At 58.9% G+C, this 26,574-nt stretch carries 23 protein-coding genes and 1 other RNA gene; 15 read left to right on the top strand and 9 right to left on the bottom strand.

What is annotated here, in order from left to right:
* The first annotated feature begins 46 nt into the window (after window positions 1–46).
* The gene (gene ydiK / locus ACMWLG_RS02790; protein ID WP_023311319.1) at window positions 47–1,162 is read left to right on the top strand and encodes an AI-2E family transporter YdiK; all 1,116 of its coding nucleotides are present in this window, start codon (window positions 47–49) and stop codon (window positions 1,160–1,162) included.
* 209 nt (window positions 1,163–1,371) lie between these two features.
* An RNA gene (gene rprA, locus ACMWLG_RS02785) (antisense sRNA RprA) lies at window positions 1,372–1,479 on the top strand.
* A gap of 5 nt (window positions 1,480–1,484) precedes the next feature.
* Here the strand turns inward: rprA and ACMWLG_RS02780 are convergent.
* The 3 genes from ACMWLG_RS02780 to ppsA form a co-directional block, all read right to left on the bottom strand.
* The gene (locus ACMWLG_RS02780; protein ID WP_045401456.1) at window positions 1,485–3,860 is read right to left on the bottom strand and encodes a glycoside hydrolase family 3 N-terminal domain-containing protein; all 2,376 of its coding nucleotides are present in this window, start codon (window positions 3,858–3,860) and stop codon (window positions 1,485–1,487) included.
* Window positions 3,861–3,863: 3 nt separating this feature from the next.
* A complete protein-coding gene (locus tag ACMWLG_RS02775) occupies window positions 3,864–5,264 on the bottom strand; it encodes an MFS transporter (protein WP_045401459.1) in 1,401 nt (466 codons plus the stop codon).
* A 233-nt stretch (window positions 5,265–5,497) separates the two neighbouring features.
* A complete protein-coding gene (ppsA, locus tag ACMWLG_RS02770) occupies window positions 5,498–7,876 on the bottom strand; it encodes a phosphoenolpyruvate synthase (RefSeq protein WP_045401462.1) in 2,379 nt (792 codons plus the stop codon).
* A gap of 335 nt (window positions 7,877–8,211) precedes the next feature.
* Here ppsA and ACMWLG_RS02765 point away from each other — a divergent pair, with 335 nt between their 5' ends.
* The 8 genes from ACMWLG_RS02765 (at window position 8,212) to ACMWLG_RS02730 (ending at window position 16,342) form a co-directional block, all read left to right on the top strand.
* Window positions 8,212–9,045 carry a pyruvate, water dikinase regulatory protein gene (locus tag ACMWLG_RS02765; protein WP_023311315.1) on the top strand — a complete coding sequence of 278 codons (834 nt, stop codon included), beginning with the start codon at window positions 8,212–8,214 and terminating at the stop codon, window positions 9,043–9,045.
* Window positions 9,046–9,197: 152 nt separating this feature from the next.
* Window positions 9,198–10,244 (top strand): 3-deoxy-7-phosphoheptulonate synthase AroH, encoded by a 1,047-nt coding sequence (gene aroH / locus ACMWLG_RS02760; RefSeq protein WP_033145292.1) that lies wholly within the window; start codon window positions 9,198–9,200, stop codon window positions 10,242–10,244.
* A 209-nt stretch (window positions 10,245–10,453) separates the two neighbouring features.
* A complete protein-coding gene (hemP, locus tag ACMWLG_RS02755) occupies window positions 10,454–10,636 on the top strand; it encodes a hemin uptake protein HemP (RefSeq protein ID WP_032668210.1) in 183 nt (60 codons plus the stop codon).
* Window positions 10,637–10,713: 77 nt separating this feature from the next.
* Window positions 10,714–12,696, top strand: coding sequence for a TonB-dependent hemoglobin/transferrin/lactoferrin family receptor (locus ACMWLG_RS02750; protein ID WP_045620381.1), 1,983 nt, complete (start codon window positions 10,714–10,716; stop codon window positions 12,694–12,696).
* Between the two features lie 35 nt (window positions 12,697–12,731).
* Window positions 12,732–13,760, top strand: coding sequence for a hematinate-forming heme oxygenase ChuS (gene chuS, locus ACMWLG_RS02745; RefSeq protein WP_045401466.1), 1,029 nt, complete (start codon window positions 12,732–12,734; stop codon window positions 13,758–13,760).
* Window positions 13,757–14,578 (top strand): heme/hemin ABC transporter substrate-binding protein, encoded by an 822-nt coding sequence (locus ACMWLG_RS02740; protein WP_045401468.1) that lies wholly within the window; start codon window positions 13,757–13,759, stop codon window positions 14,576–14,578. Before chuS ends, ACMWLG_RS02740 begins: the two co-directional genes overlap by 4 nt.
* Window positions 14,578–15,570 (top strand): FecCD family ABC transporter permease, encoded by a 993-nt coding sequence (locus tag ACMWLG_RS02735; RefSeq protein WP_414762948.1) that lies wholly within the window; start codon window positions 14,578–14,580, stop codon window positions 15,568–15,570. The genes ACMWLG_RS02740 and ACMWLG_RS02735 overlap by 1 nt, the downstream gene beginning before the upstream one ends.
* Window positions 15,563–16,342 (top strand): heme ABC transporter ATP-binding protein, encoded by a 780-nt coding sequence (locus tag ACMWLG_RS02730; protein ID WP_045401473.1) that lies wholly within the window; start codon window positions 15,563–15,565, stop codon window positions 16,340–16,342. Before ACMWLG_RS02735 ends, ACMWLG_RS02730 begins: the two co-directional genes overlap by 8 nt.
* Here ACMWLG_RS02730 and ACMWLG_RS02725 read toward each other — a convergent pair.
* Complete coding sequence (locus ACMWLG_RS02725) at window positions 16,309–17,232, bottom strand: LysR family transcriptional regulator (RefSeq protein ID WP_023311308.1); 924 nt, start codon at window positions 17,230–17,232, stop codon at window positions 16,309–16,311. The genes ACMWLG_RS02730 and ACMWLG_RS02725 overlap by 34 nt on opposite strands.
* Window positions 17,233–17,372: 140 nt before the next feature.
* Here ACMWLG_RS02725 and ACMWLG_RS02720 point away from each other — a divergent pair, with 140 nt between their 5' ends.
* From ACMWLG_RS02720 to ACMWLG_RS02700, 5 genes are read left to right on the top strand one after another with little or no spacing between them, the layout of a single operon-like run.
* Window positions 17,373–18,080, top strand: coding sequence for a CoA transferase subunit A (locus ACMWLG_RS02720; protein ID WP_045401475.1), 708 nt, complete (start codon window positions 17,373–17,375; stop codon window positions 18,078–18,080).
* 2 nt (window positions 18,081–18,082) lie between these two features.
* Window positions 18,083–18,739: a CoA transferase subunit B gene (locus ACMWLG_RS02715; protein ID WP_023311306.1), complete on the top strand. Its 657-nt coding sequence runs from the start codon at window positions 18,083–18,085 to the stop codon at window positions 18,737–18,739.
* A gap of 9 nt (window positions 18,740–18,748) precedes the next feature.
* Complete coding sequence (locus tag ACMWLG_RS02710) at window positions 18,749–19,930, top strand: acetyl-CoA C-acetyltransferase (protein ID WP_045401478.1); 1,182 nt, start codon at window positions 18,749–18,751, stop codon at window positions 19,928–19,930.
* 44 nt (window positions 19,931–19,974) lie between these two features.
* Entirely contained in the window at window positions 19,975–21,366 is a 1,392-nt protein-coding gene (locus tag ACMWLG_RS02705; RefSeq protein WP_023311304.1) for a GntP family permease, read from the top strand.
* A gap of 10 nt (window positions 21,367–21,376) precedes the next feature.
* Window positions 21,377–22,147: a 3-hydroxybutyrate dehydrogenase gene (locus tag ACMWLG_RS02700; RefSeq protein WP_039262084.1), complete on the top strand. Its 771-nt coding sequence runs from the start codon at window positions 21,377–21,379 to the stop codon at window positions 22,145–22,147.
* A gap of 40 nt (window positions 22,148–22,187) precedes the next feature.
* On the opposite strand, the gene selO is transcribed toward ACMWLG_RS02700, so the two are convergent.
* From selO to ACMWLG_RS02675, 5 genes are all read right to left on the bottom strand, one after another.
* On the bottom strand, window positions 22,188–23,630 hold the full coding sequence (gene selO / locus ACMWLG_RS02695; protein ID WP_045401482.1) for a protein adenylyltransferase SelO: 1,443 nt from the start codon (window positions 23,628–23,630) through the stop codon (window positions 22,188–22,190).
* 61 nt (window positions 23,631–23,691) lie between these two features.
* A complete protein-coding gene (locus ACMWLG_RS02690) occupies window positions 23,692–24,408 on the bottom strand; it encodes an EAL domain-containing protein (RefSeq protein ID WP_045401484.1) in 717 nt (238 codons plus the stop codon).
* Window positions 24,409–24,702: 294 nt separating this feature from the next.
* Complete coding sequence (locus ACMWLG_RS02685; protein WP_008500650.1) at window positions 24,703–25,167, bottom strand: NlpC/P60 family protein; 465 nt, start codon at window positions 25,165–25,167, stop codon at window positions 24,703–24,705.
* 74 nt (window positions 25,168–25,241) lie between these two features.
* Window positions 25,242–25,997 (bottom strand): vitamin B12 ABC transporter ATP-binding protein BtuD, encoded by a 756-nt coding sequence (gene btuD / locus ACMWLG_RS02680; protein WP_045401488.1) that lies wholly within the window; start codon window positions 25,995–25,997, stop codon window positions 25,242–25,244.
* On the bottom strand, window positions 25,997–26,548 hold the full coding sequence (locus ACMWLG_RS02675; RefSeq protein ID WP_414762947.1) for a glutathione peroxidase: 552 nt from the start codon (window positions 26,546–26,548) through the stop codon (window positions 25,997–25,999). Before ACMWLG_RS02675 ends, btuD begins: the two co-directional genes overlap by 1 nt.
* Window positions 26,549–26,574: the final 26 nt, after the last annotated feature.

The following is a 26,574-nucleotide window of genomic DNA, read 5'->3' as shown; positions in this document are numbered from 1 at the left end:
CGTTCCCGCCAGTCGTACTGGCGTTCTTTTAAGGAAAGTTTCATTTATGGTCAATCTTCGCCAGCCCAGGGATGTTGCGCAAATTTTGCTGTCGGTGCTGTTTCTGGCCCTCATGATTATTGCGTGTCTGTGGATTGTTCAACCCTTTATTCTCGGCTTTGCGTGGGCCGCGACCGTAGTCGTTGCCACGTGGCCTTTGCTGCTGCGCTTGCAGAAGCTGCTGTTTGGCCGCCGCGGGCTCGCCGTACTGGTCATGACGCTCCTGCTGTTCCTGCTGTTTATTATTCCGATCGCCCTGCTGGTGAATAGCCTGGTGGATTCCAGTGGCCCGGTTATTCGCGCCATTAGCAGCGGTGACCTGACGCTGCCGGATCTCGCCTGGCTGAACAGCATTCCGGTGGTGGGCTCAAAACTCTACAGCGGCTGGCATAGCCTGCTGGAGATGGGCGGCAGCGCGCTGATGGCAAAAGTCCGCCCGTATATTGGCACCACTACCACCTGGTTTGTCGGTCAGGCGGCGCATATCGGCCGCTTTATGATGCACTGTACCCTGATGCTGCTCTTCAGCGCCCTGCTCTACTGGCGCGGCGAGCAGGTGGCTTTAGGCGTTCGTCACTTTGCCACCCGCCTGGCGGGCAAACGCGGTGACGCCGCGGTACTGCTGGCCGCACAGGCCGTGCGCGCGGTTGCGCTGGGGGTGGTGGTCACCGCGCTGGTGCAGGCGGTGCTGGGCGGGATCGGTCTGGCAATTTCCGGCGTACCGTACGCCACCGTGTTCACCGTTGTCATGCTGATGACCTGTCTTGCGCAACTGGGACCGTTGCTGGTGCTGGTCCCCAGCATTATCTGGCTCTACTGGACGGGCGATACCACGTGGGGAACGGTGCTGCTGGTCTGGAGCTGCGTGGTCGGCACCATGGATAACGTGATTCGTCCGATCCTCATCCGCATGGGCGCAGACCTGCCGCTGATCCTGATCCTCTCCGGGGTCATTGGCGGATTGATTGCCTTTGGCATGATTGGCCTGTTTATTGGCCCGGTGCTGCTCGCCGTCACCTGGCGTCTGTTCTCTGCCTGGGTGCATGAAATTCCGCCGCCGGGAACTGACCCGGACGTGATTTTGAGCGAACTGGAAGAGCTGGAAGAGAAGAACACGCATTAAGGTATGCTGCCGGGTGGCGTTAACGCCCACCCGGCCTACACTCTCCCGCATGATACTTAAACGCTGCTAAAGTATTTATTCGTTGCTCACTGGTCAGACCCGCCTTTTCAGCAGTAAGTCTACTAATAACCTCAAGAATTCTTTACGTCTCTTTAACTATTGAGACGAATCCGATCGACGCTAAATAACACAATGCCTACTATTAGCACACGGTTATAAATCAACACCTTGATTTATAAGCATGGAAATCCCCTGAGTGAAACAACGAATTGCTGTGTGTAGTCTTTGCCCATCTCCCACGATGGGCTTTTTTTTATCCTGACTACGCGCGTCTGACCTCACAGGTACTGAGCATCCGCCACTCAGCAGGCAGCACCCGCGTTTCTCCTGTCGCATTGACCGTCACCGCCTCGCGGATATCCGCCGACGATGCGCCAACCTGAAGCTCAAACTCGCCCGGCTCAACGATGCGTTTTCCGTCGCGACGGGTGAAGTTGAACATCTCAACCGGCAGCGTAAAGGTGAGCGTGGCGGTTTCGCCCGGTGAGAGCGTGACGCGCTGGAAGGCCTTCAGCTCCTGAAGCGGCCGCACCTGGGTGGCGACCTTATCCCTGACGTAAACCTGCACCACCTCGCTGCCGCTGCGCTCCCCGGTATTGGTGATATCGACACTGAGTATCACCTCTCCGTCGACCGGCACGCTGCTTTCGGCGACGCGGGCTGCACCCCAGCTAAACTGCGTCCAGCCGAGGCCGAAGCCAAACGGGTAACGCGAACCGAAATGGAACGCAAACGGCGTACCGCCGCTTTTGAGCTTGTGATTGTAGTAATACGGCATCGCGCCGGCGCTTTTCGGCACGCTCACCACCAGGCGACCCTGCGGCTCCGCACGTCCGGTTAACACGTCCGCAATCGCCCAGCCCCCTTCCTGCCCCGGCCCCCAGGCCATCATCAGCGCCGCGACCTTGTCTTCCAGACCTTGCAGGTTGTATGGACGCCCCCCGGTCATCACCACAATCACCGGTTTACCGGTGGCGACCAGCGCTTCCAGCAGCTGTTGCTGCACGCCCGGCAGGTTCAGGGAGTCGGTATCGGAACCTTCCCCCACGGTACCGCTCTGGAACAGCCCGGCGAGATCGCCCACGCAGGCCACCACCACGTCACTCTCCTGCGCGGCGTTCACGGCCTCGGGGATCAGAGCGATACTTTGCGATACCGGTGACTGCTGCATCGGTTTGCCGCCGCTGTCGCCCGGGAAGACCGGCGCGCCCGCCATCCGTTTTTCGATGATGTGGCACCCTTTGGCATAGCGGACGTTCGAAGCACCGAGATACTGCTCCAGCGCCGCGCGCGGGGTCGTGACCTGCGAGGTCTCTTCCACCATATCGCTGATGATCAAATGCACCGGGAAGCTGTAGCCGCTTAGTAACGCCAGCGGATCGTCTGCCGTCGGCCCCACTACCGCGACCCGAGGTTTGCCGCCTAGCGGTAAAATGCCGTTATTTTCCAGCAGCGTGAGCGATTTCGTCGCCACCTCCCGCGCGGCCCGGCGGGTCATATCGTTTTGCAGGTCGATACCGTTTTCATCCGCGTACGGGTTTTCAAACAGGCCAAGGCGGAATTTTTCCGTCAGCGTACGCGCCACGATCTCATCGACCTTCGCCATAGAGATCAGCCCGCGCTCTACCGCTTCCGCCAGATGCCGCGCGCAGTCGTCTTTCGGCAGCTCAACGTCCAGCCCGGCGTTGAACGCCAGCGCGGCAGATTCGGCCGCGTCGTGGGAAATCCCGTGGTGCTGGTGCAGCAGGCTGACGCCGCCGTAATCCGCCACAATAATACCGTCGAATCCCCACTGCTCGCGCAGGACGGCGGTCAGCAGGAAGCTGTCGCTGTGCCCCGGCTGGTTATCAATATCGTGGTACGCGGGCATAACCGAACCGGCGTTTGCCAGCTTGACCGCCATTTCAAACGGCAGCAGGAAGGTGTCGTTCAGCTCGCTGAACCCCAGATGGACCGGCGCATGGTTGCGCGCTCCTTCACTGAACGAGTGACCCACGTAATGTTTCAGGGTTGCCAGCAGGTCGCGCTTATCGCCCTGTAAACCCTTCACGTAGGCGGTCGCCATCACGCCCACCAGCCAGGGATCTTCCCCGAAGGTCTCTTCGGTTCGCCCCCAGCGCACGTCTCGGGACACGTCCAGCACCGGCGCAAGCCCCTGCTGGCAGCCGACGGAGCGCGCCTCTTTGCCGATCTGCTCTGCCGCCCTCTGCACCAGCTCCGGATCCCAGGTCGAACCGTAGTTCAATGACGACGGGAAGAGGGTGGCGTCTTTGCACAGCAGCCCCACCAGACACTCTTCATGGAACAGCGCCGGAATGCCGAGCCGCGTCTCTTCCATCATCATGCGCTGCAGGCGATTCGCCGCGCGCACGCCGGTTTTCGCGTCAACGATGTGGGTGCCCAGCGGCCGCGTGATCTGCCCGACGCCCAGCTTAAGCCGTTCGCTGAGCGCAGCCTGCTCGCTCACGCCGGCGAATTCGTCACTCAGATCGCTGCGCTCGCGGTGGTTACCGTTTTCATCGAGGATCAGCCAGTACGCGTGCATCTGGGCGAACTTCTCTTCCGGGGTCATGCGCGCCAGTAAATCGGCGACGCGCTCGTGCAAGGGACGTCCCGCGTCCTTATAGATAGTCGTCATGTTTTACTCCTGTAGTGCGGAAGGGGTTGCCGGGCTGAGCTGCCCCGCTTCGGGTCTGACTTCACGCTTGCTGGCCAGCTCCCGGGCGATGGAATCCACCAGCCGGCTGTTTAGCTTGTAGATGGCAAGCAGCGCGACCATGCAGAGGAACAGCGCGCACGGGATAAGGGTGAAAAGCGCGTTGATGGTCGAGAGAACGCCTGGCGACTGGGTTGCCTGGCCCGGGGCGTAATCCACCATGCCAAGCACCCAGCCGACGACCGCCCCGCCCAGCGCCAGGCCAAACTTGATGGCAAACAGCGCGGTGGAGAAAACCAGCCCGTCCAGACGACGGCCGCTCCGGTGCTCTTCGTAGTCGACCACATCGGAGAACATGGTCCACTGCAGCGGCGTGGTAAGGTTTTGAATAAAGCTAAAGACAATGTTAAGGCCAAAGATTAGCCACACCTGTGAAGGAGGCAGGAAGAAAATCAGCGCGCCGAAGATAACGAAGGAGATAATCGTCCACTGGTAGGCGCGCACGCGGTCAAATTTCCCCAGCAGTCGTTCAGATAATAATGCGCCGCTTAAGGAGGCCACCATGCCGGAAACAATAAAGGCAAAAACCAGATCCGGACGCAGCAGCACATAGTTCACGTAATACATGGTGGCGGAACCGCGCGTCACCACCGCCGTTAACAGCAAAATATTAAACAGGAACACAATACGCCACTGGCTGTTACCGGCCAGCAGTTTTAAATCGGTGAGCATGGAGCCGGAGGTATCATTGCGCGGAGAATAACGCTCTCGGGTCATCAGGAAACAGCAGAAGAACAGCACAATGCCTAACAGCCCCATCAGGCTCATGGCATAGAAATAGCCTTTCTGCACGTTGCCCTGGCCTAACAGTGAGACCAGCGGCAGGGCAATAACCGTCACGATCAGCCCGCCGATAAACGACAGGCCAAAGCGCCACGACTGCAGAGAATGACGCTCGCGCGGATCCAGCGTCAGCGCGCCGGGCATGGCGCAGTAAGGCACGTTAATCGCGGAGTAAATCAGGCTTAAAATCGCGTAGGTCACGCAGGCATAAACGATTTTTCCCGTCGGCCCAACGTCCGGCACATAGAAGGTAATGAGGCAGCTCACCCCGAACGGAATGGCAAACCACAACAGCCAGGGACGGAAACGACCGTGGCGCGTCCGGGTGCGGTCAACCAGTGCGCCAATGCACGGATCGACAAACGCATCGACCACGCGCACCACTAAAAACATGGTGCCCATAATCGCGGCGGGTAGCCCAAATACGTCTGTATAAAAATAAGCGAGAAATAAGGTTGCCGTTTGCCAGACCAGCGCGCTGGCCATATCGCCTAAGCCATAACCTATTTTATCTTTGGTACGCAATACAGAGGAGAGTGTCATTGTTATTTGCCTTTTTATCAGGTTAAAACGTATTTCAACCAGTTGCGCATCTTCTTAAGGGAAATGCGCAGTAAGGCTCAAGTATTAGCAACGGTTTGCGCGCTAACAATTGTCTAAATTGACAGACAAATTATGATATTTGGTTTTTTACTTTATTTGTGATGGGGAGCAAATAAGAAATGAAATAAAAAAGGCGAGGAATAATATCCTCGCCTTTTCGGGTCAGCGTGGCGTTACTTGTTCAGTTCCGCCAGGCTCAGCCAGGTTTGCACCACGGTGTCCGGGTTCAGGGACAGGCTATCGATCCCCTCTTCCATCAGCCATGCGGCAAAGTCTTCATGGTCGGATGGACCCTGACCGCAGATCCCGACGTATTTACCCTGCTTCTTCGCCGCACGGATGGACATGGAGAGCAGCGCTTTCACCGCCTCGTTGCGCTCGTCGAACAGCTCGGAGACCACGCCGGAGTCGCGGTCCAGACCCAGCGTCAGCTGCGTCATGTCGTTCGAGCCGATAGAGAAGCCGTCGAAGTGCTCGAGGAACTGCTCGGCAAGCAGGGCGTTGGACGGGATTTCGCACATCATGATGATCTTCAGCCCGTTCTCGCCGCGCTTCAGACCCTGACGCTCCAGCTCGTCCACAACGGCTTTCGCCTGATCCACGGTACGCACGAACGGGATCATGATTTCGACGTTGGTCAGTCCCATGTCGTTGCGCACGCGTTTCACCGCTTCACACTCCAGCGCGAAGCAGTCGCGGAAGCTGTCGGACACGTAGCGTCCGGCCCCGCGGAAGCCCAGCATCGGGTTCTCTTCTTCCGGCTCGTAGCGCTCGCCGCCGACCAGGTTGGCGTACTCGTTAGACTTAAAGTCAGACAGACGCACGATCACGCGTTTTGGATAGAAGGCAGCGCCCAGCGTCGCGATCCCTTCTGTCAGACGGCCGACGTAGAACTCTTTCGGCGAGTCGTAGCCTTTCATCATCTCGCGGATTTCGTTCTGCAGCTTCGGATCCTGGTCGTCAAACTCCAGCAGCGCACGCGGGTGAACGCCGATCATACGGTTGATGATAAATTCCAGACGCGCCAGGCCAACGCCTTCGTTCGGCAGGCAGGCGAAGTCAAACGCGCGGTCCGGGTTGCCGACGTTCATCATGATCTTCAGCGGCAGGTCCGGCATGGTATCCACGCTTGAGCTCTTCACGCTGAAGTCGAGGATATCGGCGTAGACGTAGCCGGTATCACCTTCGGCACAGGAGACGGTCACGTTCTGCCCGTCCTTCATGCGCTCGGTGGCGTCACCGCAGCCGACAACCGCAGGAATACCCAGCTCGCGGGCAATGATCGCCGCGTGGCAGGTACGACCGCCGCGGTTGGTGACGATAGCCGCCGCTTTCTTCATGATCGGTTCCCAGTCCGGGTCGGTCATGTCGGTTACCAGCACGTCGCCGGGCTCAATACGGTTCATCTCGCTGATGTCGTGGATCACTTTGACCGGACCGGCACCGATGCGGTGACCGATGGCGCGGCCTTCCGCCACGATTTTACCCTGCGCGTGCAGCGTATAACGCTCCATCACCTGACCGCGCGAGCGGACGGTTTCCGGACGCGCCTGCACGATAAACAGCTTGCCGGTGTTACCGTCTTTCGCCCATTCGATGTCCATCGGACGACCGTAGTGTTTTTCGATCTGCACCGCCTGCTTCGCCAGTTCCTGCACTTCGGCGTCGGTCAGGGAGAAGCGGTCGCGCTGCTCCTGCGGTACATCTTCAATTTTAACCTGCTTGCCATGCTCCTGGGTCGGGGCATAGATCATGCGGATTTTTTTCGAGCCCATGGTGCGGCGCACCACCGCCGGACGGCCAGCGGCCAGCGTTGGCTTGTGGACATAGAATTCGTCAGGGTTTACCGCACCCTGCACCACCATCTCACCCAGACCCCACGCGGAGGTGATAAACACCACCTGGTCGAAGCCGGATTCGGTATCAATGGAGAACATCACGCCGGATGAGCCCACGTCCGAGCGCACCATGCGCTGCACGCCAGCGGAGAGCGCCACGCCGCGATGGTCATAGCCCTGGTGCACGCGATAGGAGATGGCGCGGTCGTTAAACAGGGAAGCAAACACGTGCTTCACCGCCACCAGCACCGCATCGTAACCCTGGACGTTCAGGAAGGTTTCCTGCTGCCCGGCAAACGAGGCGTCCGGCATATCTTCTGCGGTCGCAGAGGAACGTACGGCAAAGGAGGCCTGCGCGTCGTCAGCAGAGAGCTGGTCGTACGCGTCGTGAATGGCTTTTTCCAGTTCCGGCTGGAAAGGTGTGTCGATGATCCACTGGCGGATCTGCGCCCCGGCTTTGGCAAGCTCGGTGACGTCATCAATATCCGTTTTATCCAGCAGGTCGTAAATGCGCTGGTTAACACCGCTCTGGTCTAAAAACAGGTTAAAGGCATCGGCGGTGGTGGCAAACCCGTTCGGTACGGAGACACCCATACCTGACAGATTTGTAATCATTTCACCCAGGGAGGCATTTTTGCCCCCAACTCTGTCTACATCATTCATGCCGAGTTGGTTATACCAAAGCACCAGCGGTGACGAGCCATTGTTGGACATCGAAACAATCCTTTTGTGATATTTGATCGGAGTAAGTAACACCTGACTACGTATTTATACTGGCATATTTATTTCCGCTAAAAAAACGGTGAATCGTGTAAGCAATTTAAAATTTCAACTTTTCGGATACTTTCCCATCAACGATTAACCCGATGATTCCTCTATATTCAGCCAGAAACCCCAAAAATAAAGTCGCTATTTGAAAAATGAAATCCACTTTTCAGGAAAATCAAAAACAGCGTTTCATTCATAATTAGGATAAGTTCTTTGCTGTGTAATTTACTTTTTTAATTTATGCTTTCAGACAATTAGGTCTGATATTCAGGGTGAGTAAAATGGATAGTGCTGTCGATCGCCACGTTTTTTATATTTCTGATGGTACGGCGATCACCGCCGAGGTGCTGGGCCACGCGGTGATGTCGCAGTTTCCCGTCTCGATTAACAGCATCACGCTGCCGTTTGTTGAAAACGAGAGCCGCGCCAAAGCGGTGAAGGACCAGATTGACGCCATCTACCAGCAGACCGGCGTCCGCCCGCTGGTGTTCTACTCTATCGTGATCCCGGAGATTCGCTCCATCATTCTGCAAAGTGAAGGCTTCTGCCAGGATATCGTACAGGCGCTGGTGGCTCCGCTGCAAAGCGAGCTGAAGCTCGACCCGACCCCGATTGCCCACCGTACCCACGGGCTGAACCCCGGCAACCTGACCAAGTACGACGCGCGTATCGCCGCTATCGACTACACCCTCGCCCACGACGACGGTATTTCGCTGCGAAATCTCGACCAGGCGCAGGTGATCCTGCTTGGCGTGTCGCGCTGCGGTAAAACCCCGACCAGCCTCTATCTGGCAATGCAGTTTGGCATTCGAGCCGCAAACTACCCGTTTATCGCCGACGACATGGATAACCTGGTGCTGCCCGCCGCCCTTAAGCCGCTGCAGCACAAGCTGTTCGGCCTGACGATCAACCCGGAACGCCTTGCTGCCATCCGCGAGGAGCGCCGCGAGAACAGCCGCTACGCCTCCATGCGCCAGTGCCGGATGGAGGTCTCCGAAGTGGAAGCGCTGTACCGCAAAAACCAGATCCCGTGGCTGAACAGCACCAACTATTCGGTTGAAGAAATTGCCACCAAAATTCTCGACATCATGGGGCTTAATCGCCGCATGTACTAATATGCTAGTACATTAGCTCGGATTCAGGTATCATCATCTGCAACCACGGGGCGGTGTCGCCCCGAACTTGAAATCAGCAGGGATTGGTTTAAGGTGATGCCCATCACTTCCCGGTAGTCTGCCGATGAAGCAAAAATTTTCTGAGACATTCCATGAATAAAACCGATGAACTCCGCACTGCGCGCATTGACAGCCTGGTCACGCCGGCTGAACTGGCACAGCGGCATCCCGTTTCCGCCGCCGTCGCGGAACATGTGACGGCCTCCCGCCGCCGCATTGAAAAAATCCTGAACGGTGAAGACAAACGTCTTCTGGTAGTGATTGGGCCTTGCTCCATCCACGATCTGGATGCCGCGATGGATTATGCAAAACGACTTCAGGGACTGCGGGATAAGTACCAGCATCGCCTTGAGATCGTGATGCGCACCTACTTTGAAAAACCGCGCACCGTGGTGGGCTGGAAAGGCCTGATTTCCGACCCTGACCTCAACGGCAGCTATCGCGTTAACCACGGTATCGAGCTGGCGCGGAAGCTGCTTTTACAGGTCAACGAGCTGGGCGTTCCGACGGCGACCGAGTTTCTCGATATGGTGACCGGGCAGTTTATCGCCGATCTGATCAGCTGGGGCGCGATTGGCGCGCGCACCACCGAAAGCCAGATCCACCGTGAGATGGCCTCGGCCCTCTCATGCCCGGTCGGCTTCAAAAACGGGACCGATGGCAACACCCGTATCGCGGTTGATGCCATCCGCGCTGCCCGTGCCAGCCACATGTTCCTGTCGCCGGATAAGAGCGGTCATATGACCATCTACCAGACCAGCGGTAACCCTTACGGGCATATCATTATGCGCGGCGGAAAGAAGCCCAATTACCATGCCCAAGATATTGCGGCGGCCTGCGAAACGCTGGCCGAGTTCGACCTGCCGGAACATCTGGTGGTGGATTTCAGCCACGGCAACTGCCAGAAGCAGCATCGCCGCCAGCTGGACGTCTGCGATGAGATCTGCCAGCAGATCCGCAGCGGCTCGACCGCCGTTGCAGGGATTATGGCTGAGAGCTTTATCAAAGAAGGCACGCAGAAAATCGTTGCCGGACAGCAGATGGTTTACGGCCAGTCGATCACCGACCCGTGCCTGAGCTGGGAAGACAGCGAACTGCTGCTGGAGAAGCTGGCAGCTGCGGTAGATTCTCGCTTCTGATGTTATTGTCGGGTGGCGCTGCGCTTACCCGACCTACGATTGTGCCCTTCTCCCTCTCCCAGTGGGAGAGGGTCGGAGTGAGGGCATCAGACCGCACCTCACCCCCAAATTTGATCCCCTCACCCTTTTTTCACAAAAACTCTTGCCGTCAATTTGCAGTTTATTGATAATGATTATCATTGTTACATTGATTGTTATTTATATACATTATGTCACGTACGGATAACAGCGCGGCAACGCCAGCAAAAACAGACACAGCACCAGCCCTTACCGAGCGTCGCATTGACAGCAAAACCCTCCTCGGCGATGAGGGACGGGTCATTATCGAGCATGACGGACAGCGCTATCTTCTGCGCCAGACCCATGCCGGAAAACTGATCCTCACAAAATAAACAACACCTAAAAATACGCCAGCCACCCAGGTGATACCCAGGCAGCCAGCGCTTTTCACTTCTTATGGAGAGTTGCTATGCCACACCTGCCTTCCGCATCTTTACGTCCGTCATTTCTGGCGCTGGCGATTGTTAGCGCCCTGCCGGGCATCGCGTTCGCCGCCACAGACGACATTACCGTCACCGCCACGGGCAACGCCCGCAGCGCCTTTGAAGCGCCCATGATGGTAAGCGTGATTGACGCCAGCGCGCCGGAGAAACAAACCGCCAGCTCGGCGGCCGATCTGCTGCGTAACGTCCCCGGTCTGACGCTTGACGGCACTGGGCGCACCAACGGGCAGGACGTCAACCTGCGCGGCTATGACCGCCGCGGCGTGCTGGTGCTGGTTGACGGCGTGCGCCAGGGAACCGATACCGGCCACCTGAACAGCACCTTCCTCGATCCCGCGCTAATCAAACGTATCGAGGTGGTCCGCGGCCCGTCGGCCCTGCTGTACGGCAGCGGCGCGCTGGGCGGCGTGATCTCTTATGACACCGCCGATGCCAACGATCTGCTCGAACCGGGTAAAAACAGCGGCTACCGCGTGTTTGGAACGGGCGCGACGGGCGATCGTAGCCTCGGGATGGGCGCCAGCGCCTATGGCCGCACCGATACGCTGGACGGTCTGGTCTCCTGGTCCAGCCGGGATCGCGGTGACATCCGCCAGAGCGACGGTGCTACCGCGCCTAACGACGAATCCATCAACAACATGCTGGCGAAAGGCAGCTGGAAAATCGACCCGGCCCAGACCCTGAGCGGCTCCCTGCGCTACTACAACAACGCCGCCCAGGAGCCAAAAAATCCGCAAACCACCGGGGCGGACAGCAGTAACCCGATGACCGACCGTTCCACCATCCAGCGCGATGCGCAGGTTGGCTACCACATTGCACCGGAAGGGTACGACTGGCTGGACGCCGACGCGAAGGTCTACTGGTCCGAAGCGCGCATTAATGCCCAGAACGTCGACGGCAGCGGTGAGTTTCGTAAGCAGACGACCAAAGGCGGCAAGGTGGAAAACCGCACCCGTCTGTTCAGCGACACCTTTGCAGCACACCTTCTGACCTACGGCGGGGAATACTATCGTCAGGAGCAGCATCCGGGCGGGGCAACCACCGGCTTCCCGGACGCGAAAATCGACTTCAGCTCCGGCTGGCTGCAGGATGAGATCACCCTGCGCGATCTGCCTGTTACCTTGCTGGGCGGCACGCGCTATGACAACTACCGCGGCAGCAGCGACGGCTACAACGATGTGGATGCAGACAAGTGGTCATCCCGCGCCGGGTTAACCGTCAGCCCAACCGACTGGCTGATGCTGTTTGGCTCTTACGCGCAGGCCTTCCGCGCGCCGACCATGGGCGAGATGTATAACGACGCCAAACACTTCTCCATTGGCCGCTTCTATACCAACTACTGGGTGCCAAACCCGAACCTGCGCCCGGAAACCAACGAAACGCAGGAGTTTGGTTTTGGCCTGCGCTTTGACGATTTGATGCTTGCCAACGATGCGCTGGAGTTTAAAGCCAGCTATTTCGATACCAAAGCCAAAGACTATATCTCCACCACCGTCGATTTTGCCGCCGCGACCACCATGTCGTACAACGTCCCGAATGCCAAAATCTGGGGTTGGGATATGATGGCAAAATATTCGGCCGATCTCTTCAGCCTCGATCTGGCCTATAACCGCACGCGCGGGAAAGACACCGATACGGGCGAGTACATCTCCAGCATTAACCCGGACACCGTCACCAGCAAGCTGGATATCCCGGTGGCGCAAAGCGGGTTCTCCGTCGGCTGGATCGGCACCTTTGCCGATCGCTCAACCCACGTCAGCAGCAGCTACAGCAAGCAGCCGGGCTATGCGGTCAACGATTTCTACGTCAGCTATAAGGGCCAGGAGCAGCTCAAGGGCGTGACCACCACGCTGGTGCTGGGCAACGCCTTTGACAAAGCGTACTGGTCACCTCAGGGCATTCCGCAGGACGGTCGTAACGGCAAGATTTTCGTAAGCTATCAGTGGTAATTCCCTTCGGGGCAACTATTCAGAAGGAAGAGACAATGAATCACTACACGCGCTGGCTTGAGCTAAAAGAAGCCAATCCGGGTAAGTACGCGCGCGACGTCGCGGGGTTAATGAACATCAGTGAAGCAGAGCTGACCTTTGCCCGCGTAGGTCACGACGCCTGGCGACTGCGCGGTGAAATCCGCGAGATCCTGGGCGCGCTGGAGGCGGTGGGCGAAACCAAATGTATCTGCCGCAACGAATACGCCGTACACGAGCAGGTCGGGAAATTTACCAACCAGCACCTGAACGGCCACGCCGGGCTGGTGCTGAACCCGCGCGCGCTGGATCTGCGCCTGTTCCTCAATCAGTGGGCGAGCGCGTTTCACATCAGTGAAGCCACCGCCCGCGGCGAGCGGCAGAGCATTCAGTTCTTCGACCACCAGGGCGATGCCCTGCTGAAGGTCTACGCCACGGATTATACCGACGTTTCAGCCTGGGGCGACGTGCTGACCCGCTTTATCTTTGCCGAGAATCCTCCGCTGGCGTTGAAGATGGCCGATGCCCCGGCTCATGCAGAAAACGCAAATGCTGCTCTCGTGGATAACGAGTGGCGCGCCATGACCGACGTTCATCAGTTCTTCAGCCTGCTCAAGCGCCATAACCTCAGCCGCCAGCAGGCGTTTCGCCTGGTGGGTGACGATCTGGCCTGCCGGGTAGAAAACACCGCGCTGGCGCAGCTCCTGGAGACGGCGCGTCGGGACGGTAACGAAATCATGGTCTTCGTTGGCAACCGCGGCTGCGTGCAGATCTTCACCGGCGCGGTGGAAAAGCTGGTGCCAATGAAAGGGTGGCTGAACGTCTTTAACCCAACCTTTACTCTGCATCTGCTTGAAGGATCCATTGCGGAAACGTGGGTCACGCGCAAGCCGACGGCTGACGGGCATGTCACCAGCCTGGAGCTGTTTGCCGCCGATGGAACGCAAATCGCACAGCTGTACGGCCAGCGTACGGAAGGCGAACCGGAGCAGAGCCAGTGGCGCAGCCAGATTGACGCCTTAACGGCGAAAGGGCTGGCCGCATGAAACGGTGGCTTGCCCTGCTCAGCGCCCTGCCCCTGCTGGCGTTTGCTGCGCCGCAGGAGAAAATCGTTACCCTCGGCGGCGACGTCACCGAGATTGTCTACGCCCTCGGCGCGGCGTCTTCCCTGGTGGCGCGCGACAGCACCAGCCAGTGGCCGCAGGCGGCGAATTCACTGCCTGACGTGGGCTATCTGCGCCAGCTCAATGCGGAAGGGATCTTGTCCATGCGCCCCACGCTGGTGCTGGCCAGCGCCCAGGCGCAGCCGTCTCTGGCGCTAAAGCAGGTTGAGCAAAGCCACGTCAGGGTGATCGCTGTTCCTGCCAGTAACGACCTGAACGTCATTGACGAAAAGGTGCGGATCGTCGCTGAAGCGACGCACCGCGAGGCCGAGGGGGAGGTCCTGCGCAGCACCCTGCGCCAGGCGCTGTCGGCGCTTCCCGCGTCGCCGCTCAATAAGCGGGTGCTGTTTATTCTCAACCACGGCGGGATGACCGCCATGGCCGCCGGACAACAGACCGGCGCGGATGCTGCCATTCGTGCGGCGGGACTGCAGAACGCGATGCAGGGGTTTACCCGCTATCAGCCGCTGTCTCAGGAAGGCACGATCGCCAGCCGACCCGATCTGGTGGTGATTTCTCAGGACGGTCTCAACGCCCTGGGCGGTGAAGCAAATCTGTGGACGCTGCCCGGCCTGGCGCAAACCCCGGCGGGACGGAACAAGCAGGTGCTGGCGATTGACGATATGGCGCTGCTGGGCTTCAGCGTGCGAACGCCGGAAGCCATCCAGCAGCTGCGTGCCAAAGCGGAGCAACTGCCCTGATGTCCCGGCGGATAGCCTTATCTTTATGGATGCTGACCGCGATCCTGACCGTCATGACCCTCGCAGCGACCGGGGTTGGGGCATTACGCCTGCCGATCAGCCTGCTGTGGAACGGCACCGACGAGGCGCTGCGTCAAATCTGGCTGACGATCCGCCTGCCTCGCGTGCTGCTGGCGCTGGCTATCGGCGGTTCACTGGCGCTGGCGGGCTGCGTGATGCAGGGGCTGTTTCGAAATCCGCTGGCGGACCCGGGACTGCTCGGCATCAGCAGCGGCGCGGCGCTCGCCGTTGCGCTGTGGGTGGTTCTTCCGCTCTCGCTGCCTGCACTGGTGATGCTGTATGCCCCGATGCTGGCGGCGTTTCTCGGCGCGCTGGCCGCCACCTTCGTGATTTTCCTGCTCAGCCGACAGCGTGATGCTTCCCTGTCGCGCCTGCTGCTGGTGGGAATTGCCATCAACGCCCTGTGCGGCGCGGCCGTCGGGGTGCTGTCATGGCTCAGCAATGATGCCCAGCTTCGCCAGCTTTCGCTCTGGGGAATGGGCAGCCTCGGCCAGGCGCAGTGGTCAACGCTGCTGGCCGTCGCGTCGCTGATGGTTCCCACCGCGCTCGCGATCTGGCGTCTGGCAGGCGCCCTCAACCTTCTCCAGCTGGGGGACGAAGAGGCGCACTACCTCGGCGTGGAGGTTGCCGCCGTGCAGCGGATCCTGCTGTTGTGCAGCGCCCTGCTGGTGGCCGCCGCCGTTGCGGTCAGCGGCGTGATCGGCTTTGTCGGCCTGTTGGTGCCGCACCTGGTGCGCATGTGGCTGGGAGCCGACCACCGGGCCGTACTCCCCGGCTCGGTGCTGGCCGGCGCGTTGCTTCTGCTGGTTGCCGATACGCTGGCGCGCAGCCTGGTCGCCCCGGCGGAAATGCCGGTCGGCTTACTGACCAGCCTTCTCGGCGCGCCGTGGTTTCTGCGGCTTATCTTTCGTCGCGGAGGTGCGCATGGCTGAACGCTATTGTGCTGAAAACCTTGTTTTTCGCGCCGGACAACGCACGCTGATTGACGACGTGTCGCTGACCTTATCTCAGGGCGAGCTGGTGGCGCTGATTGGCCCCAACGGCGCCGGAAAATCGACGCTGTTGCGGCTGCTGACCGGCTACCTTAAACCTGCGGGCGGACGGTGCAGCCTGGCGGGCACACCGCTTGCGGCCTGGCAGCCGCACAGACTCTCCCGCTACCGGGCGGTAATGCGCCAGAACACGCAGCTAGGATTTGACTGGCCGGTTGAGGCGGTCGTCGGTATGGGGCGAGCGCCCTGGACCCGCACGCCCGAGGCGTCGGTTATTGAGGAGGTCATGGACGTCACCGGCTGTTTACCGCTGGCGGGTAGGCGGTTTGCCGCGCTCTCCGGCGGCGAGCAGCAGCGCATCCAGCTCGCCCGCGCGCTGGCTCAGCTCTGGTGCGACGGCGCGCCGCGCGGCTGGCTGTTTCTTGATGAACCGACGTCTGCGCTCGATCTCTATCACCAGCAGCATCTGCTGCGCCTGCTGAAATCCCTGACCAGCCGGGGACATCTGCACGTGTGCGCGGTGCTGCACGACCTCAATTTAGCGGCGCTGTGGGCAGATCGCATCCTGCTGCTGCACGGCGGTAAAATCGTCTCCCGGGGGGAACCGGAAACCGTTTTGCAGGCCGATACGCTGGCGCGCTGGTACGGCGCGCAGGTTATCGTCGGCAGGCATCCGGCTCACGCCGCGCCGCAGGTGTTTCTCGCCCCCTGATCGGGCTGATAAAAATCCTTCAGCGTTTCCAGCAGGGCATGCGCCGCCTTAGAGAGCTGCGTGTGCCCTGGATGGATCGCCCCGATGCACTTTTCAATCGGCGGGTTATCAAGCGGGATACAGACCGCGCCCAGCGCCGTCATCTGCGCCTCGCAGAGCGCCGGGACGGCGCTGCCGCCCAGACCGCTCGCGACCATTCGCCCGACCGTCACCAGCTGATGACTCTCCAGCGCCACGTCCAGCTTTCTGCCGCTTCGCGCCAGCTCCTCCTCCATCATCAGACGTACCGCCGACGGGCGCTGCAGGGTGATGAAATCCAGCGTCAGCAGATCTTCCCATGACAGGCGCTTCTTGCCTGCCAGCGAGGAATCTTTCGGCACAATAGCAACAAACCTGTCGAGGCCCAGCGGGGTAAACAGCAGGTTGTGCGTTGGCGCGGGCTCAAAGGCGATGCCCATCTCGACCCGCCCTTCCCGCACCATCTCTATCACCTGCTCGTTAATGACATCATGCACGGTGACGTTGATCCCGGCGTGGCGATCGCGAAACGCTTTTAGCACCTCGGGCAGGACATTCGCGGCAAACGACGGCATGGCCGCGACCGAGATTTTACCGCGCTGCAGGGTAAAGCACTGGTGCATCGCCTCTTCGACGTTATCCCAGTCGGCAAGCAGCTGGCGCGCCATCGGCAAAAACGTCTCGCCCTCCTGCGTCAGCGCGACCTTACGCGTGCTCCGCTGCAGCAGCGGCCCGCCGAGCGCATCCTCCAGCGCCTTAATCGTCAGGCTCAGGGCCGGCTGGGAAAGATTCAGCCGTTCGCTGGCGTGCGCGAAATTGAGAGTGTGAGCTACCGCTAAAAACGCGCGTAACTGTTTGACACTCATTCTCATTTTTCATCCTGTTAACTAATTGAAAAAATTTAGTTAACAGGAAATTAATAAAAAAACCAAATAATTGGGTCACAAATTCAAAATTAACAAATGAGTCGCCGCCCCTAATGATACCGCCACGGTTAAGAGGAGGAATGAGGATGGCGGGACTGGATAAGCGCGTCGGCAGCTATGCGCAGGCGCTGGAAGGGCTGACGGACGGAATGACCTTGCTGGCGGGCGGCTTCGGCCTGTGCGGGATTCCGGAGAACCTGATTGCAGAGGTCAGACGCCGTCGGGTGAAAGATCTGACGGTGGTATCAAACAACTGCGGCGTGGACGGTTTCGGTCTCGGGATACTGCTCGAAACACGGCAGGTTCGCAAAGTGGTGGCCTCTTACGTCGGCGAGAACGCCCTGTTCGAGCGGCAGGTGCTGAGCGGCGAACTGGAGATTGAACTCACGCCTCAGGGCACGCTGGCGGAAAAGGTGCGCGCGGGCGGCGCGGGTATTCCGGCATTTTACACGGCCACCGGCTACGGCACGCCAGTGGCTGTCGGCAAAGACGTGCGCCAGTTTGCGGGAAAGCACTACATCCTCGAGGAGGCGATTACCGGTGATTTCGCGCTCATTAAGGGCTGGAAAGCGGACTGGTACGGCAACGTTGTCTATCGCCATACCGCGCAAAATTTCAATCCGCTGATGGCAACGGCGGGCCGGATAACGGTCGTCGAGGTGGAAGAGATAGTTCCCCCGGGCGAGCTGCCCCCGTCAGCCATTCATACCCCGGGAATTTACGTCGACAGGCTGATTGTCGGCCAGTTTGAAAAACGCATTGAACAGCGCACCCTGCGCGCGGAAGGAGTCTGACGATGTTAACCCGTGAACAGATGGCCATGCGCGTCGCCCGCGAGCTGCGCGACGGGTATTACGTCAACCTGGGGATCGGCATCCCTACTCTGGTGGCGAACTACATTCCGGACGGGATGGACGTGATGCTTCAGTCCGAAAACGGGCTGCTGGGGATGGGGGCTTTTCCTGACGAGCGGAGCCTTGACGCCGACATGATCAACGCCGGTAAACAGACCGTGACCGCGCGCACCGGCGCGGCCATTTTCGACTCGGCCCAGTCGTTTGCCATGATCCGCGGCGGTCATGTGGATCTGACCGTGCTGGGCGCGTTTGAAGTGGACGTCGAGGGCAATATCGCCTCGTGGATGATCCCCGGAAAGATGGTGAAGGGCATGGGCGGCGCGATGGATCTCGTGGCCGGGGCGCAGAACATCATTGTGGTGATGACCCACGCGTCGAAAAGCGGTGAGTCAAAGCTGCTGCCGCGCTGCACGCTGCCGCTCACGGGCGCGGGCTGTATCCGTCGGGTCTTAACCGACCTCGCACTGCTGGAGATCGAGGACGGCGCGTTCATCCTGCGGGAATACGCCCCCGGCGTCAGTATCGACGAAATTGCGGCTAAGACGGCCGGGAAAATGATTGTGGCGGACGACGTTCGCGAGATGCGCTTCAACTGAGGACTCACGATGAAAGAGATCATGATTGTCGGGGCAACGCGAACCCCCATTGGCAGTTTTCGCGGATCGCTCGCCCCCCTCTCTGCGGCTGATCTGGGTGCCGTCGCGGTACGTCGTCTGCTTGAAAAAAGCGGTCTTCCTGCTGAAGCGGTCGATGAGGTGATTTTCGGGCAGGTGCTAACCGCGGGATGCGGGCAAAACCCGGCGCGTCAGACGGCCATCACCGCCGGGTTACCCGTCAGCACGCCGGCGACAACGGTCAACCTGGTGTGCGGCGCGGGCCTAAAAGCGTTGCAGCTCGCCGCGCAGGCGATCCGCTGCGGCGACGCGGACGTGGCTATCGCTGGCGGTCAGGAGAGCATGAGCAACGCCCCCTATCTGCTGGACGGCGCGCGTTCAGGGCTGCGTTTTGGCCATACGGGCCTGCAGGACAGCATGATTACCGACGGCCTGTGGGACGCGTTCCACGATTACCACATGGGGATCACCGCTGAAAACGTCGCCCGGGAGAATGCCATTTCCCGCGAGCAGCAGGACGCCTTCGCCGCCCGGTCGCAGCACAAAGCGGCCTTTGCCATCGAAGCGGGTCGGTTTGACGCCGAGATAGCGCCGGTGACGGTAAAACAGGGCAAAAAACCGCCGCTTATCGTCAGCCGTGACGAACAGCCCCGGCCTGGCACCACCGCTGAGCAGCTGGCGCAGCTGCGCCCCGCCTTTCTGCAGGCGGAAGGCACGGTTACGGCCGGAAATGCGTCAACGCTCAACGACGGTGCCGCCGCGGTGCTGCTGATGAGCGGCGAAAAGGCGCGGGAGAGCGGTTTGCCGATCCTCGGTCGCATCGTGAGCTACGCCGTGACGGGCGTTGACCCGTCGGTGATGGGCATCGGACCGGTCAGCGCCTGCCGGACGGCGCTGGCGCGGGCGGGCTGGACGCTCGATGACGTGGACCTCATTGAAGCCAATGAAGCCTTTGCCGCCCAGGCGCTGGCGGTGGGCAAGCAGCTCGGCTGGGATGAGCGTAGGGTGAACGTTAACGGCGGCGCTATCGCCCTGGGTCATCCGATTGGCGCCTCCGGCTGCCGCATCCTCGTGACGCTGCTGTACGAAATGCAGCGCCGTGAAGTCAAAAAAGGGCTCGTCACCCTGTGCGTGGGCGGCGGGCAAGGCATTGCTCTGACCGTCGAGCGTTAAGCATCTCGTTGATACCCGAATAATAATTAAAGTGAGGATTCGTAATGAGTGTGTTAATTGCCCTGGCGGCGCTGGCGCTGCTGATGCTGGCGGCCTATCGCGGATACAGCGTTATTTTGTTTGCGCCGATTGCGGCGCTCGGCGCCGTGCTGCTGACCGATCCGGGTGCCGTCGGCCCGACGTTTACCGGTCTGTTTATGGAAAAAATGGTCGGCTTCGTCAAGCTCTACTTCCCGGTATTCCTGCTGGGGGCCGTTTTCGGCAAGCTGATTGAGCTTTCCGGTTTCTCACGCTCCATCGTCGCCGCCGCGATTCAGATCCTCGGTCGTCGCCACGCTATTCCGGTGATCGTCCTGGTGTGCGCGCTGTTAACCTACGGCGGCGTGTCGCTGTTCGTGGTGGCGTTTGCGGTTTACCCTTTTGCCGCGGAGCTGTTCCGCCAGAGCGGCATCCCTAAGCGGCTGATCCCGGCCACCGTGGCGCTGGGGGCGTTTTCGTTTACCATGGACGCCCTGCCCGGCACGCCGCAGATCCAGAATATCATCCCCACCAGCTTCTTTGGCACGAATGCCTGGGCAGCGCCGTGGCTGGGGCTTATCGGCTCTCTGTTTATTATCATCTTTGGCCTGCTCTGGCTGGAACGCCAGCGTCGTAAGGCGTTCAATAACAACGAAGGCTACGGCACGGATCTGAAAAATGAACCCGAGACGCCGGATAACATTAACCTCCCGCATCCGCTGATTGCTATCTCCCCGCTGCTTGTCGTGGGCATACTGAACCTGCTGTTTACCCGCTGGATCCCCGGCTGGTACGGCACGACCCACGAGCTGACTCTGCCAGGCCTGGCGAAACCTATTGTGACCGAGGTGGGCAAGATCACCGCCATCTGGGCCGTCGAGGCGGCGCTGATCTCCGGTATCGTGCTGGTGCTGATTTTTGGCTTTCGCAATATCCGGGGGCGTCTGGCTGAAGGCAGCCGGACCGCGGTGAGCGGTGCCATTCTGGCGGCGATGAATACCGCCTCGGAATACGGTTTCGGCGCGGTTATCGCCGCCCTGCCCGGGTTCCTGGTGTTATCCAAAGCGCTGGCGGCCATCCCGAATCCGCTGCTGAATGAAGCCATCAGCGTGACGGTGCTTGCGGGGATCACCGGCTCGGCGTCCGGCGGGATGAGTATTGCCCTCGCCGCCATGTCCGACTCGTTTGTCGCCGCCGCCCACGCCGCCAATATCCCTCTTGAGGTGCTGCACCGCGTGGCCTCGATGGCGAGCGGCGGGATGGATACGCTGCCCCATAACGGCGCGGTGATTACCCTGCTGGCGATTACCGGCCTGAGCCATCGTCAGGCCTACGGCGGCATTTTCGCTATCACCCTCATTAAAAGTCTGGCAGTGCTTTTTGTCATTGCCGTGTTCTATCTGACCGGCATTGTGTAAGGAGAGAAAGATGAATCTGAACGGTAAGACCGCGCTGGTGACGGGCTCGACCAGCGGCATTGGACTTGGGATCGCCCGCGTGCTGGCGAAGGCCGGGGCGCAGCTGATCCTCAACGGTTTCGGCGACAGCGAATCAGCAAGAGAAGAGATTGCGCAGCTGGGCAAAAAGCCGGGCTATCACGATGCGGACCTGCGTGACGTGCTGCAAATTGAAGCCATGATGCGCTACGCCGAATCGCAGTTTGGCGGCGTGGACATTCTTGTCAACAACGCCGGGATACAGCATGTCGCCCCGGTTGATGCGTTTCCGGTGGAGAAATGGAACGACATTATCGCCATTAATCTCTCGTCGGTGTTTCACACCAGCCGGCTGGCGCTGCCCGCCATGCGCGAGAAAAACTGGGGGCGCATCATCAATATCGCCTCCGTTCACGGGCTGGTCGCGTCAAAAGAGAAGTCAGCCTACGTGGCCGCCAAGCATGGCGTAGTGGGCTTTACGAAATCGCTGGCGCTGGAAACCGCCCGCACCGGTATTACCGCCAACACCATCTGCCCCGGCTGGGTGCTGACGCCGCTGGTGCAACAGCAAATCGACCAGCGTATCGCTGAGGGCGTCCCGCCGGAGCAGGCTCGCGATAGGCTTCTGGCAGAGAAACAGCCTTCGGGCGAGTTTGTAACCCCGGAGCAGCTGGGTGAACTGGCGCTGTTTTTGTGCAGCGAGGGCGCCGTGAACGTTCGCGGCGCCGCGTGGAATATGGATGGCGGCTGGGTTGCGCAGTAATTTTTGCCGGGTAAGGCGACGCCGCCACCCGGCAAAATCTCTAACTTGAGCAGCTGACCTCCAGCCGCTTGCCCCAGTCAGGCGGGCGGCTGACGTAGTCATCATCCCGGTCGGCAAACGGCGTGCGCAGCGCCACATGCAGGCGGTGTAGCTCGTCGTATTCACCCTGCTCTGCCTGTTCAATCGCCCGCTGCGCCAGCCAGTTGCGCAACACCATCGCTGGATTCGTCGCGTTCATCTGCGTCTGGCGAGTGGCGTCATCCACCTGTTCCTGCCGCAGCCGCGCGCGGTACAATGCAAACCAGTCGTCAAACGCCTGTCTGTCAATAAACTCATCGCGCAGCGGCGAGGCGGCGCTGTGCTGCTCCGTCTGTCCCAGCATCCGGAAGGTGCGGGTATAATCGCTGCCCTCACGCGCCATGAGGGCAAACAGACCGTTGAGGATGTCGTTATCGCCCCTCTCCTGCGTCACCAGCCCCAGCTTGTTGCGCATCAGCGTGCCGTATTCTCGCAGCAATATGTCCTGATAGCTGTCGAGCGCATCATTAAGGGCATCTACGTCGATGAACGGCGACAGGGTTTGCGCAAGCCGCTGCAGGTTCCACAGGCCAACCGCGGGCTGATTGTCAAAGCTGTAGCGTCCCTGATAGTCGGAGTGGTTGCAGATATAGCCAGGCTGATAATCGTCCAGGAAACCAAACGGACCGTAATCAAAGGTCAGCCCGAGGATCGACATGTTGTCCGTATTCATGACGCCATGCGCAAAGCCCACCGTTTGCCAGCGGGCAATCAGGCTTGCGGTACGGGCAACCACATCCCTGAACCAGAGAACGTATTTGTCCGCTTCGTCCTGCAAATGCGTCCAGTGGTGACGAATGGCAAAGTCAGCCAGCTGGCGAACCTTGTCCGGCTCGCGGCGATAGTAAAAGTGCTCAAAATGGCCGAAGCGCAAATGACTTTGCGCAATACGCATCAGCATTGCCCCTTTTTCCACCGTTTCGCGCGCTACCGGCGTATCGCTGGTGATAATCGACAGCGCGCGCGTAGTGGGAATCCCCAGGGCATGCATCGCTTCGGACGCCAGGCACTCGCGAATCGTTGAACGCAGTACCGCGCGCCCGTCGCCCATTCGCGAATAGGGAGTAAGGCCTGCGCCTTTCAGGTGCCAGTCAACCGTTCCCCCGTTAGGAAGCCGTTGTTCGCCGAGCAGGATCCCCCTGCCGTCGCCCAGCTGTCCCGCCCAGACGCCAAACTGGTGGCCGCTATAGACCTGAGCCAGAGGTTGCATCCCGGCGAGAAGCGTTTCCCCGCCCCAGACGCCTGCGCCTTCTGAACGCTGAAACAGCTCAGGCGGAATGGCCAGCTCTTCTGCCAGCAAATCGTTATGCCAGATAAGGCGTGAATTTTGTAACGGTGTTGGTTTGAGTGCGGTGTAAAAGCCAGGCAACTCGTCATGCCAGTGAGCAGTAAAAGACAGGGTCATAAGTCCTCCTGCTTTTAGTGTAGAGGGTTTACCCGGACTTAAACACGGGCGAAAGCAAGGGTTATCGCTGCTGAACCAGCGATGTAACGTGCTCCGCAGAGACGGCTGGCCAGAGTGCGCCCTGCATGGCGCCAACATTGAAGGACAAAACGCGTTGCAACAGGCCGTGGTCGTCAATGCCTGAGACAATCACTGACTGGCAGTGCGGTGTGATTTGCCAGAGGATGGCGCGCATAAAAGGCTCAAAAGAGAGCTCCGGGGCACGCTGCTGAATGAAGCCTTTGTCGAGAATAACCCGTTTAAATAATCCATCATAGACCGCTTTGAGCGATGCGGCGCCTGCGCCAAAGTTTGCCAGGACCAACGGGAAATGGATGGCCATTCTCGCCAGCTGCAGATCGTCCTTTCCGTTATTTAAACCTGGATAATTCTCATTAACAGTAAACTCAAGAAACGGGTAACGCTCAAGGATTGAAACAGCGTTTCCATTACTTAATAAAAATTCAACTATTGTAGGTGTAATATTGATCCATGCAATTAACTGATGCTGAATAAAAAACAGTTTACAGGTATCAAGCAATTGCAATTTTTCGTTAAACAGCACTAACTCTTCAGCTGCTGAAAGCCGAGGGATAACAAGCTCAGTGGGGATCCGCACATCGCTGCCGACGCCAGTAAAGTTAACCAGAACCTCTAAACCTTTAAGCTCCCCTGCGCTATTACGAGCAGGCAGAAGCAGCAGTTCAGACTGGTAAGCATTATCTAGCGTAATAATCATTGCACTCGCTCCACATTAAAGATGAGAGAGGACATCCTGGAGCAATTGCCGACACAATTCCACTGTCTTGATTTTAATAAGATTAATTTCATTAGTTCCGTATTTATTTTCAGATTTATCCCTGAATCTAAATTAATTTTATCCTGGTTGTCGAATAATAGCCAGTTTTAGATAAATCAGACACATGCAGGATTCGCTAATTTTAGATAAATTTAACTTTAAGCATCTTATTTGAGAAAAAACGGCATGATTTATTAGATACCATGCCGTCATAAGAGAAGTGTCTGACAAAGACTATATACGTCGAGCCTGCCAGAAATTTTTACGCCAGTAAACATTATCAAGAGAAGAGCGCATCACGCCGCGGCTTGTCGAGGCGTGAATGAACTGATTGTCTGTATCATATATCCCCACATGAAGACCGCTTTCACCCGAACCGGTTTTGAAGAAAACCAGGTCCCCGGGCAGAAGATCGTCTTTATCAATTTCAGTGCCTATTTCTGCCTGTTTGCGCGTTTCGCGCGGAAGCTGTAAATCAAACTTATCGCGAAACGTCATCAGCACGAAGCCGGAGCAATCCACGCCGCCGCGGCTCATTCCACCGTAGCGATAAGGCGTGCCGCGCCAGTTGCTCAGCTGATCGTTAAGGCTGGCAATGACGGTGATCGAATCTGAAAGCCGTGGGTTAGGCGGCGGCGCACGATGGCTACTGCATCCCGCAAGAAAAAGTGCTGCCATCAGGAGAAACCAGAATCGCATTTTCAGACGAATCCTCTGCTTTTTTTGTTCTTTTCGTAATTTAGCGTGCAATTGTGCGAAGAGGCAAGAAACGGTTACGTCTGCCCGGTAGAAATCAGCATCTTATGTCCCTCAATATCCAGCCTGCGGAACGACATGTTGTACGCGCGGGCAAGATGGGGCGGCGTAAGCACCCGATCCCGCGCGCCGCTGGCGATCATCTTTCCCTGCGACAGCAGCCACACCCGGTGGGCATGACGCAGGGTGTGGTTGAGGTCATGACTGCTCATCACCACGGCGATACCTTTTCGGCTCAGGGTGCTTAACAGCGTATCCAGTGCCGCCTGCTGCGCCACGTCCAGACCGCTCATGGGTTCATCGAGAAGCAGCATTCGCCCGTGAGGATTACCTGTCGGGTGGATCTGAAGAATGACCGCCGCCAGACGTACCCGCTGCCACTCTCCGCCGGAAAGCTGGCTGGCATGCCGGGACAGTTTATCTTCCAGCCCCAGGGCCGCGGCAACGTCCGTCAGCAGTGCCGTCTGTTGTTTGTCGTGCAAATGCAGCATCAGATAGTGCCAGACCGGCATCGCAAAGGGCGGCACCTGCTGCTGCACGAGGTAACTGCGCCGATGCGCCAGCGAGACCGGTGACCAGTCGGCGAGCGTATGCTCCAGCAGCGTTATCTGCCCTTCTCCGTCGGTCATGCCTGCCATCCGTGCCAGCAGCGTGCTCTTCCCTGCTCCGTTTGGCCCGACAAGATGCAGAATTTCTCCCGCATTGATGGTACCGGTTATCGGCTCCAGACGTCCCCTCTCGGCAACGTCCGTGAGTTGCATCAGCAACGACATTATTTCGCCAGCGCCAGCTTGATCGATTCCATAACGATCGGATCCTCAGGGGTCATATCCGGCGAAAAACGCTGAACGACCTGGCCGTCGCGGCCAATCAGGAATTTTTCAAAATTCCACAGGATATCGTCCGGGTAAAGCGGCGCGCGGCCTTTGCTGGCCATGCGTTCATAAAAACCGTTTCCTTCCGGCGCAACGGCCTTCGGCGCGGCAGCGATCAGCTTCGCATACAGCGGATGGCGGTCTTCGCCGTTGACATCGATTTTGCTGAACATCGGGAACGTCACGCCATAGGTAGTGCTGCAGAAGGTTTTAATCTCCTCTTCGCTGCCCGGCTCCTGCCCCAGGAACTGATTGCACGGGAAGCCCAGCACGGTGAAACCGTCTTTCTCCCAGGCCTTCTGAATGTTTTCCAGCTGCTCGTACTGCGGCGTCAGGCCACATTTCGATGCCACGTTGACGATAAGCAGCACGTTGCCTTTGTAGCCTTCCAGCGTGGTGTTATCGCCATCAATGGTGGTCACTTCAGTATTCAGGATATCTGACTGCATAGCATTCCCTCAGGTTGTCTTACGGC

The organism is Enterobacter sp. 01-M-02-SI-ECC (genome assembly GCF_047530595.1).
In the GTDB taxonomy this organism is placed as follows: domain Bacteria; phylum Pseudomonadota; class Gammaproteobacteria; order Enterobacterales; family Enterobacteriaceae; genus Enterobacter; species Enterobacter cloacae_M.
This window is presented reverse-complemented; position numbering and strand designations above follow the sequence as displayed.